This window comes from Chamaesiphon sp. (assembly GCF_041738855.1).
Taxonomy (GTDB): domain Bacteria; phylum Cyanobacteriota; class Cyanobacteriia; order Cyanobacteriales; family Chamaesiphonaceae; genus Chamaesiphon.
Genome location: NZ_JBGSPA010000026.1, coordinates 1 through 9436, shown reverse-complemented (window position 1 = coordinate 9436; position 9436 = coordinate 1). Strand labels below are relative to the sequence as shown.

Sequence of the window (9436 nt, the reverse complement as noted above, 5' to 3'; positions counted from 1 at the left end):
AGCATTGGTTCTGGCAAGACGATATGTTGGTAACGACGTTTTGATGACAACGACCGTTTTACTGAGGAGCGGAATGATGGGAAACTATCACGTTCCGTTTTGGAGAGCAGTGGAGGGGGCGACTCCTTCACTGACTTTAATCCTTACTGTACCGATCCTGCATTGGCGATCCAGTAGCTCCTTCAGAGTACAGCACCAGGTATACCATCACCATCTAAGTAGAGATTGGGTCGGGAAGTTTGCCAGTAATTAATTGTCACCAAGCTGCGCCCATCAACATTTCCATCATTTAGGTGCTAATTCCTTCTATCGACCGCATTACTATGACTATGATTAATGAATTTTTGGAACTGTTATTCCCCCGTGCCAGTGAGCCGAGTCGGGAACATGTCAAGCGGCGGTTACAATTAGTTATTGCTCACGATCGCACCGATCTCAGCCCCCAAATGGTGGAGATGATGCGTCAAGAAATCTTAGAAGTCGTATCTCGCTACGTTGAAATCGACACTCAAGGTCTAGATTTTTCACTAGAGAGCAATCAACGCGTAACAGCTCTCATCGCCAATTTACCCATTCGTCGCGTCAAGGATGATGCGGAAACATCCCCGCTAGGCTGGGCGGGGGATGAGCCTGCTAGTTAGGTTTTAGGCTTTAGGTTTTGCGGATGAAATCACGCGGAGGATACCTGGCGCATGTGTTTCACCAAGCAAGGCTTTAGGGGTGAATGGTGGATGGTGTTTGAACGATGCCCAAGTCCCCTCGTCCCCCAGCAGGGTAGTTTCATACACCAAAAGAAAAAACCTTTCAGTTCACTTCAGTGAACTTTTGCTATTAGCTCGAACTTCAGTTCAGGGCGGTTGAAGACTAAGCACCAGGGTTTGTGCATTTTCCTTATCTTGGATGAAACCACCCTGCCACCCCCCAGTCCCACTAACCGACTCTCTGTCTTGGAAAGGTGCTCTACTTGGGGAAACCCCAAGACCGCACTTTCCGCTGCGTACTCCCCTTACTCCGCGTCCTCTGCGTAACTTTGAAACACCCTCATTTTTCCTTCGACTGCTTGGGCACATGTAGCCATACTCATGCTCGTGCTGGTGTTTTTCACACTCCACATGGAATTGTGGAGACACCGAGATTTATGCCCGTCGGTACCACGGCGGCGGTCAAAACGCTTACCTCTGCCCACTTGGAAGATACCCAAGCACAGATGGTATTGGCGAATACTTATCATCTGCACCTGCGCCCAGGTGAAGATCTCATCCAAGCAGCAGGCGGACTACATAAGTTCATGAATTGGCACGGGCCGATGCTGACCGATTCGGGTGGATTTCAGGTATTTAGCCTCAGCAAGATGCGAAAAATTACTGAAGAAGGTGTCACCTTCAAATCACCCCTCGATGGGCGGATGATTTTTATTTCTCCAGAAAAATCGATCCAGATTCAAAATGCCCTCGGTGCTGATGTGATTATGGCATTTGATGAATGTCCGCCCTACCCTGCTACTCGCGAGGAAGTAATCGCCGCAACCGATCGCACCTATCGCTGGCTGGGGCGGTGTATCCAGGCACATCAACGCCCTGAAGATCAGGCATTATTTCCGATCGTCCAAGGTGGCGTCCACCTCGACTTACGCGCAGCAGCAGCCCAGTCACTTCAGGAATTTGATGTGCATGGTTATGCCATTGGTGGTGTCAGTGTCGGCGAACCCGCACATTTTATCCACAAGATCGTCCGCGCCACCGCACCATTATTGCCCGCGAGTAAACCTCGCTATCTAATGGGAATTGGCACGTACAAAGAAATGGCGATCGCGATCGCTTCCGGCATCGATTTATTTGATTGTGTCATCCCTACTCGCGTCGCTAGGCATGGTGCAGCCTTTGTCCGAGGCGAACGCTGGAATCTCAAGAATGCCCCCTTCAAGCGCGATTTTACCCCCTTAGACGATACCTGCCCTTGTTATACCTGTCAAAATTTTAGTCGTGCTTACATTTGCCATCTCATTCGCTGTGGCGAAATCACTGGATTTACACTCTTATCAATCCACAATATTACCGAACTAATTCGGTTTACTCAGAAGATTCGCGATGCAATTTTACGCGATCGATTTGTAGAAGAATTTGGACACTGGCTCACCGATGGGGAGGAAGTCTCGACAAGTGATGAGGCTCAGCACTAGTCCAAAAAATCCACCATGCAAGCTAAAATTCAATTATTAATCGATCGAGCATTAGCTGCTGTCGATCCCTTTAATGCTATTCAAAATCATCTGGTTGTCGATGGCGAGCAATTAATAATTAGAGAGCATGAGTACGATCTAAAAGACAAGGATATTCGCTGTATCTGTATTGGCAAAGCTGCGGTGCCAATGTCACGAGCTATTAATGCCCTGTTTGGCGATCGCATTTCCCAAGGATTAGTTGTTACTAAATATCATCATTTAGGTGATTTACAACTGCCAGGAAACTGGGAGTCGATCGAGTCAGCACATCCAGTTCCCGATCGATTTAGCTTGGCTGCTGGAGAGCGGATGTGGGACTTACTTACCGCTTGTACAGCGCAAACGATCGTCCTTACTGGCATTTCTGGTGGTGCCTCGGCATTGGCGGTGGCACCACATCCTTGGTCTGCTCTGACTGAATTATTCACCCATCCACCCACACCTGAAATTACTAAAGAAACTCAGCAATTAATCCAATCGGCGATCTCTAGTCAATTGACCGATCTTCTGACAGTAAATCCTCAAGCAAATATTTCGCTTGACATAATTCAAGCGATAAATTCAGCACTATTAGCAAGTGGAATGTCGATCGAGCAAATTAATGCAGTCAGATCGAGGATCGATCGCTTGAAGGGTGGCGGTTTAGTCGAGCGCGTACACAATGGTAAAGTAATCGGACTGATTTTGTCGGATGTAATTGGCGATCCAATTGCAGTAATTGCCTCGGGTTTAACCAATCATCCCGATGCCGACAATTTCGCGATCGGCAATAATCATCAAGCTTGTGCAGCCGTAGCTCAAGCGGCGCAAGAAATGGGTTATGACGCCCAGATTGTGACTACCGAACTAGACGGAGAGGCGCGAATCAGAGGTGCTCAAATTGCTCGTGAAATTATTGCTCGTCCAGCTCGGACTGTGTTGATATATGGGGGTGAAACTACCGTGACATTGCCTCACAATTGCCAGGGTAAGGGCGGGCGCAATCAGGAATTAGGATTAGCAGCAGCGATTGAGCTTGCCGCTGGCGATGTGCCTGCTTGGATTGTCACATTGGCAACTGATGGCACAGATGGGCCGACAGACGCGGCAGGCGTGACGATCGATGAAACAACAATCGATCGAGCCTTAAAATTAGGCTTAGATGCTCAATTGGCACTCGATGAACACAATAGCTATCCATTTTTCGATCGCTTAGGCGACTTACATCGCATCGGTGCGACAGGTACCAATGTTGCGGATATCACGATCGCCATTGTCGATTGATACCCACAAAATTTCCTCACAGATCTCGATCTGTGTGGCTACTTGCATTGTGCCGCGTTAATTGATATAGTTCGACAATCTCGAACAATCGAACAACTCAGTTGCGGTGAGCAGATATCAAATTAATTGCCTACAAGATAAATGATCCTCTCTGCGCTAAAAGCAAAGGAGTTTCTCGAAGGCTTAACTCAAACCTAAAACCGAAAGCCTAAAACCTAAAACCTAAATGATGCCACTAGACGTACCGACCGCAATTTTACAACGCCGATCGATCAAAAGCTTCAAACCAGACCCGATCGCCCCAGAACTACTCCGCCAACTGATCGAGCTTACCGTTGCTGCACCTAGTAGCTACAATATCCAAGATTGGCGGATCGTAATCATCCAAGATCCCGACCAAAAAGCCGCTTTAGGAGCGGCTTGTTTCAATCAACCTCAAATCGTCCAAGCACCTGTAAACCTCGTGTTTGCGGCAGATATCAAGGCTGGAGAGAAAGACATCACACCAGTACTCGAACAGGGCATCCAGACTGGAGCTTGGAGTGAAGCTACTGCTGCCTATTTCAAGAAAGCCGTTCCAGACTTTGCCGCAGCCATCGGCGACAGGGCGCGGGAATATGCCATCAAAGATGCGATGATTGCCGCGACTCATGCCACAATTGCGGCTGAAAGCTTGGGACTGTCTACCTGTATGATGAATGGCTGGAGTGAAGATCTAGTCAAAGCCGTTATCGGGGCTGAAAACGATCCAGATCTGGCGATTGCCTTGGTACTCCCAGTCGGTTATTGTGCCGAGCCGCGCAAAAATCCCGGTCGGTTACCATTTGAGTTTAATATCTCACTCGATCGGATCGATCGACCTTATCACGGCTAACTTCAACAACATCACTGCTGTAAGCACAACTGTCAGTCACTGTAGTTGTTGTGCCAACCAAGCTTGAAAGTCTCGATCGATTGCGGCGGGCAATCCAGCAGCCACGCTACTAAGTAGTTCTCTGGTACGATTTTTGCCCAAATATTTCCCCCCCAATCGTTCGATCTCGCGATCCAACACTGCCAATTGAGATGCTGAGAGCGTATACTCATCAATTGCCTCGAATCTCATCGCGATCGCAATTACTGCGGGCAGATCTTTGAGTGATGGGATAGTGGGAATACTACCTAGTATTTCCTTCCCAAAAGATTCTGCTTGTTTTTGCCCTAATAACTCTTTTACCTCGACCAATAAGCGATCGAGCGAGTACATGTGAGCGCGAAATATTAATTCTAAGTCAATCATCGATATATTACGTGTATTGCCATAATCTGGGTAGCAATATCCATATTCTAACTCCGATCGTCGATCTTATTAACCTTTAACTCCACTCCCCGCAGCAGTAGGGACGATGTATCGCTGCACAAACATAAATAACATCAACACAGGCGCGATCGAAATCACCGCCCCAGCCGCTACCAGCCGCCAATTTAGCCCAAAGGCACCTTCTGCCAGTTTGGCTACGCCCAGCGGGAGAGTGTAATAAGTATCATCCTGGAGGATGATTAATGGCCACAAAAAATCACTCCAGGCACCAATAAAGACAAAAATTGCCAGCGTGACTAAAGCAGGGCGAATTGCAGGTAACATCACACTCCACCAGATCCCGATCTCCCAGCAACCATCGATCCGCGCCGCTTCTTCGAGTTCCTTGGGGACAGATTGGAAGGCTTGACGAAGTAGAAATATGCCAAAAGCTGAAGCGAGATTGGGCAAAATCACACCTAAATAAGTATTTACTAATCCCAACTCAACGGCGATGATATACAGCGGAATCATCACGATCTGAAATGGAATCATAATCGTCGCTACCACGATCGTAAAAATCAGCTCTTTACCTGTGAATTCCAATCTAGCCAGCGGATAAGCAGCTAGCGCGCAAAATATTAAATTAATAATCACACTCAAAATTGCGACCACACTACTATTAAACAAATAGCGTCCAAAATCGTTACTTTGCCATACACTAATGATATTTTCGAGCGTGGGATGGCTCGGCAATAGCTGAGGTGGTGACTGGAAAATATTCTCGTCTGCTGACTTGAGTGCCGTACTTACCAACCACAACAAGGGAAATAGCATCAAACTGGCGATCGCACTCAGTCCAGCATAAATCCTCACCACTCTCACGGTTGAAGATTGCCAAAAAGTAACTGGTGTAATATGTGGGGATGATTTTGACATAAGGCGATTGATTTTGCCGCAGTGAGGCGATCCTCAAGATCTTACGCTTAGATGTGGCACTTTGATGCGACCGATCGCCACTGAGATCGATCGCCATGCGCCAAATGTGCAAATTTGGCAACGAAAAAGGGTAATCTATTAGTAACGGTATTTTAAAATTTGTAAAGTTTGTTTAAGAGTTGCGCTCATTCTTGACAAAGTATATAATCAGCTCAATGAGTATTTATACCTATACACTTGATATCGTCATTGTCTTGCAGTGAAGTATCCGACTCGATCCTCATCGCCTATCTATGATTTCTGAATTTCCCTGGCTCACTGCGATTATTGCATTTCCGCTCATAGCTGCCTTGGCTATCCCCGTATTACCTGACACCGATGGTAAAACTGTGCGGCTTTACGCACTGGGCATCGGGATCTTAGAATTTGGCTTAATCGTCTATACATTCGCTACACAGTACGATTTTAGTAGCTCTAGTTTGCAGTTGGTCGAACGATACAGTTGGGTACCACAATTGGGTCTAAATTGGTCGGTAGGGGTGGATGGTTTGTCTATGCCCCTAGTGGTATTGACAGGCTTTGTGACGACTCTAGCTACCTTTGCTGGGTGGAATATCCAGATCAAGCCACGGCTATTTTTTGGCTTGATGCTAGTGATGTACAGTGCCCAGATCGCGGTATTTCTCGCTCAAGATTTACTGATGTTCTTTATGCTGTGGGAGTTGGAGCTAGTTCCCGTTTATTTACTGATTTCGATTTGGGGTGGAGCGCAAAGATTTTACGCCGCCACCAAATTTATTCTCTATACCGCCTTGGCTTCGATTTTCATCCTGGTAGCTGCACTAGCATTGGCTTTCTATGGGGATACCGTTACTTTTGACTTTGCCCAGCTCGGACTAAAAGAATACCCGATCGAGTTAGAGTTGTTGGCATACACAGGTTTCCTGATCGCCTTTGGTGTAAAACTGCCGATTTTCCCATTTCACACTTGGCTCCCAGATGCACACGGCGAAGCTCCCGCACCTGGTTCGATGATTTTGGCTGGGGTATTGCTCAAGATGGGTGGCTACGCCCTGATTCGCTTGAATGCCGAAATGCTCCCCCACGCTCATGTGTATTTCGCACCAGTGCTAGCAGTGCTAGGTGTAGTCAATATTATCTACGGTGCCTTGGCTGCTTTTTCTCAGGACAATCTCAAGCGTCGCCTCGCTTATTCTTCAATCTCCCACATGGGATTTGTGCTGATTGGGATTGCTTCATTCACTGCGCTGGGCATCAATGGCGCGATGCTCCAAATGCTCTCACATGGGCTGATTGCGGCGGTACTATTTTTCCTGGCTGGGGTGACTTACGAGCGGACGCATACCCTGTCGATGGATAAGATGGGTGGTATTGCCAAATCAATGCCCACAACTTTCGCTTTGTTCACATTTGCCTCGATGGCTTCGCTGGCACTGCCAGGGATGAGCGGCTTCGTCGGCGAATTGACAATTTTCCTCGGCTTAACCACCAGTGATGTCTACAGCGATGGCTTCAAAACGACAATTGTGTTCTTATCGGCGGTAGGCTTGCTGATTACACCCGTGTATTTACTATCGATGTTGCGACGGGTGTTCTTTGGCAACCAGCTCAGCTCGATTGCTGCACCTTGGTTGGATGCCACGCCGCGCGAATTGGCGATCGCCTTTTCGCTATTGATACCGATTATTGGGATTGGCTGGTATCCAAAGCTTGCAACTCAAACTTATGACAGCACCACGGTTGCAGTAGCAGCTCATTTGCGGGCAGCACAGCCGCTCGTCGCTCAGGGTAACAATGCTAGCTTCTACGATCGCGCGATGGCATGGAAATCGCAACGCGCGATCGCGTCACCAGCTATTCCCAGTAAATTGGTAAATGTCGTCGATCGAATTAAGACTTAGCGAGCGGATTTATCCAGCCAAATATTTGGGGGTTCGATCGCCGAGCGATGCGATTCTCTTCGATCGATCTGTTGATGGCTTCGGAAATCCTCACCCCCGAACTGCAACGAGCGAGCGATCGCGATGTCATTTTCGTCAAAAACTTTTTAACCGTTTAGCTACTCGTAGAGAGAGGGAGAATGATGAACAGAACAGGTTTTAATGAGTCTCAATATTCGGATAATGAACTCGCAGCCGAATATGAATTTGACTACACTTAGGCAAGACCCAATCAGTTTGCGGGTACTGACAAGGGATTGAAGACGATCGTCCTAGATGAAGATGTGGCTAGAGTCTTTACGATTTCAGAGTCTATTAATAAGGCTCTGAGAGCATTAATTGAAGTTGTACCTCAATCTAGTCGCAAGGTCAAAAAACACATCCGCAATAACACACTAATCATTGATACTCAATCAACATCCTCTTGATTTATCTTTGGCAGAGGGGTAGCACTATAGATTCCAAGCAAAGCTTTGTTGTTTAAATAGTTGCCTCTGACTATCATACGTTCACCGTTCGAGCTAAAATCAACAGAGTTAGTAAGCTCGTAGTTTTCATTTTTTATACTCGTAATTAATTCATTCTTTTCAGTATCCCAGAAGTCTATTCGATAGCTCTTTTTGTCCCTAGCATTAATAGCTAACACTTTGCCATTTGGGTTAAATGATATATCTCTAAAATTAGACTTGCCATCAGAGATAGTTTTGATTTCTTTGCCTGAGTATGTATCTAGCAATGCTATTTTACCTACGAGCAATGATGATGACGATGGTTTGTTAATTGCTAAAAATCGGTTGTCTGGGCTAAATGACGGGTAACTTCCTACTACAGTATACAAGGTGTTAAACGTATCAAGTTCAACGACATATGTACCTTTTCGATCGAAGAATATTGCTAGCAAATCCCCACGATTATTAACTATAAATTTATCTCCATCTGAAATTAGAAGCTCATATACTTTTTCTTTTATTATTTTTCCAGTTGTAAAATCAAAAATTCTTATGTGGGTATGCCCAGCCTTTTGATCTACAAGTAATAATTTATCATTCTGAATAAATATCACCTTATAAGCCACAAACTCATCATAGCTTTCTTTAGTAAATACATTTTTTAGATCGAGATTGATTTGTTGATGAGCTTCGCAAGTGGATGCGTCCCAAATTTTAACTTCTCCACCAAGCATTCTTGCCGCCAAAAACTTACCATTTTTGCTAAAGGATATGCTTGTAGCAACTAATTTATTATTGTCTTGAGTTTCGCTAGTTACTGTGTCTTCAATTTTTCTAGAAGGAAATATTACACATTTATTTTCCAAACTATCAAGACTACCAATAATGATATGAGCTGGGTTCTCAACAGCATAAGCAAAAACATTATTATCTTTTGCTATATCTAATGAATTTATTTTGGATTCTACAGTAAATAATCTACTGTAGATTGTGCCGTCAAATCCACTAGACACAAGCTCTTCATATTCTTTCTCATTTTTACCACTGAAAATTCCCTTGAGATTATTAAGATTATTGACTATTATTGCTTTTTTCTCATCTAGCCTTGGTACTTCAAAGTTAGCATTGCATCCGAAAAAGAATACAGAAAAACAAAAAATAATTAATGGTGATAAACAATTTATTCGTAAGGATTCAGGTTGAAAATGCTAGAGGGGGGAAAATCTGCTAGAGTAGACGAATGAAAAAGCCTACAGCGAAGATACAGCAAGAAAAAACCGAAATCGAACAGTTAAGCCAAGCTGAACTAGTCGAATTGGTGCTG

9 protein-coding genes are annotated in these 9436 nt (G+C 45.4%); 6 read left to right on the top strand and 3 right to left on the bottom strand.

The genetic code is table 11. The annotated features are described in order from the left end of the window. The 5 genes from ACEW9I_RS03490 to ACEW9I_RS03470 all read left to right on the top strand — a co-directional run. On the top strand, positions 1-253 hold a 253-nt coding region (locus ACEW9I_RS03490), incomplete at its 5' end, for a hypothetical protein (RefSeq protein WP_373538979.1). 76 nt (positions 254-329) lie between these two features. Next, entirely contained in the window at positions 330-641 is a 312-nt protein-coding gene (gene minE / locus ACEW9I_RS03485; protein ID WP_373538983.1) for a cell division topological specificity factor MinE, read from the top strand. A gap of 389 nt (positions 642-1030) precedes the next feature. Next, positions 1031-2179, top strand: coding sequence for a tRNA guanosine(34) transglycosylase Tgt (gene tgt / locus ACEW9I_RS03480; protein WP_373538982.1), 1149 nt, complete (start codon positions 1031-1033; stop codon positions 2177-2179). Positions 2180-2194: 15 nt separating this feature from the next. Then, on the top strand, positions 2195-3484 hold the full coding sequence (locus tag ACEW9I_RS03475; protein ID WP_373538978.1) for a glycerate kinase: 1290 nt from the start codon (positions 2195-2197) through the stop codon (positions 3482-3484). Between the two features lie 229 nt (positions 3485-3713). Next, positions 3714-4358 (top strand): nitroreductase family protein, encoded by a 645-nt coding sequence (locus tag ACEW9I_RS03470; RefSeq protein ID WP_373538981.1) that lies wholly within the window; start codon positions 3714-3716, stop codon positions 4356-4358. Positions 4359-4394: 36 nt separating this feature from the next. Here ACEW9I_RS03470 and ACEW9I_RS03465 read toward each other — a convergent pair whose 3' ends face one another. Continuing rightward, the gene (locus tag ACEW9I_RS03465; protein ID WP_373538977.1) at positions 4395-4763 is read right to left on the bottom strand and encodes a hypothetical protein; all 369 of its coding nucleotides are present in this window, start codon (positions 4761-4763) and stop codon (positions 4395-4397) included. A 69-nt stretch (positions 4764-4832) separates the two neighbouring features. After that, a complete protein-coding gene (locus ACEW9I_RS03460) occupies positions 4833-5600 on the bottom strand; it encodes a carbohydrate ABC transporter permease (RefSeq protein WP_373538980.1) in 768 nt (255 codons plus the stop codon). Positions 5601-5995: 395 nt separating this feature from the next. Between ACEW9I_RS03460 and ACEW9I_RS03455 the strand changes: the two genes are divergently transcribed. Then, positions 5996-7624, top strand: a complete 1629-nt coding sequence (locus ACEW9I_RS03455) for an NAD(P)H-quinone oxidoreductase subunit 4 (protein WP_373538976.1) — start codon at positions 5996-5998, stop codon at positions 7622-7624. Between the two features lie 448 nt (positions 7625-8072). On the opposite strand, the gene ACEW9I_RS03450 is transcribed toward ACEW9I_RS03455, so the two are convergent. Further along, positions 8073-9125 carry a WD40 repeat domain-containing protein gene (locus ACEW9I_RS03450; protein ID WP_373538975.1) on the bottom strand — a complete coding sequence of 351 codons (1053 nt, stop codon included), beginning with the start codon at positions 9123-9125 and terminating at the stop codon, positions 8073-8075. Between the last annotated feature and the right edge of the window lie 311 nt (positions 9126-9436).

What these genes read in the sequence shown, in the direction of transcription:
- ACEW9I_RS03470 (WP_373538981.1), top strand. Translation starts at nt 3,714, where the DNA reads ATGCCACTAGACGTACCGACCGCAATTTTACAACGCCGATCGATCAAA.
- ACEW9I_RS03465 (WP_373538977.1), bottom strand. Translation starts at nt 4,763, where the DNA reads ATGATTGACTTAGAATTAATATTTCGCGCTCACATGTACTCGCTCGAT.
- minE (WP_373538983.1), top strand. Translation starts at nt 330, where the DNA reads ATGATTAATGAATTTTTGGAACTGTTATTCCCCCGTGCCAGTGAGCCG.
- ACEW9I_RS03455 (WP_373538976.1), top strand. Translation starts at nt 5,996, where the DNA reads ATGATTTCTGAATTTCCCTGGCTCACTGCGATTATTGCATTTCCGCTC.
- ACEW9I_RS03460 (WP_373538980.1), bottom strand. Translation starts at nt 5,600, where the DNA reads ATGCTATTTCCCTTGTTGTGGTTGGTAAGTACGGCACTCAAGTCAGCA.
- ACEW9I_RS03475 (WP_373538978.1), top strand. Translation starts at nt 2,195, where the DNA reads ATGCAAGCTAAAATTCAATTATTAATCGATCGAGCATTAGCTGCTGTC.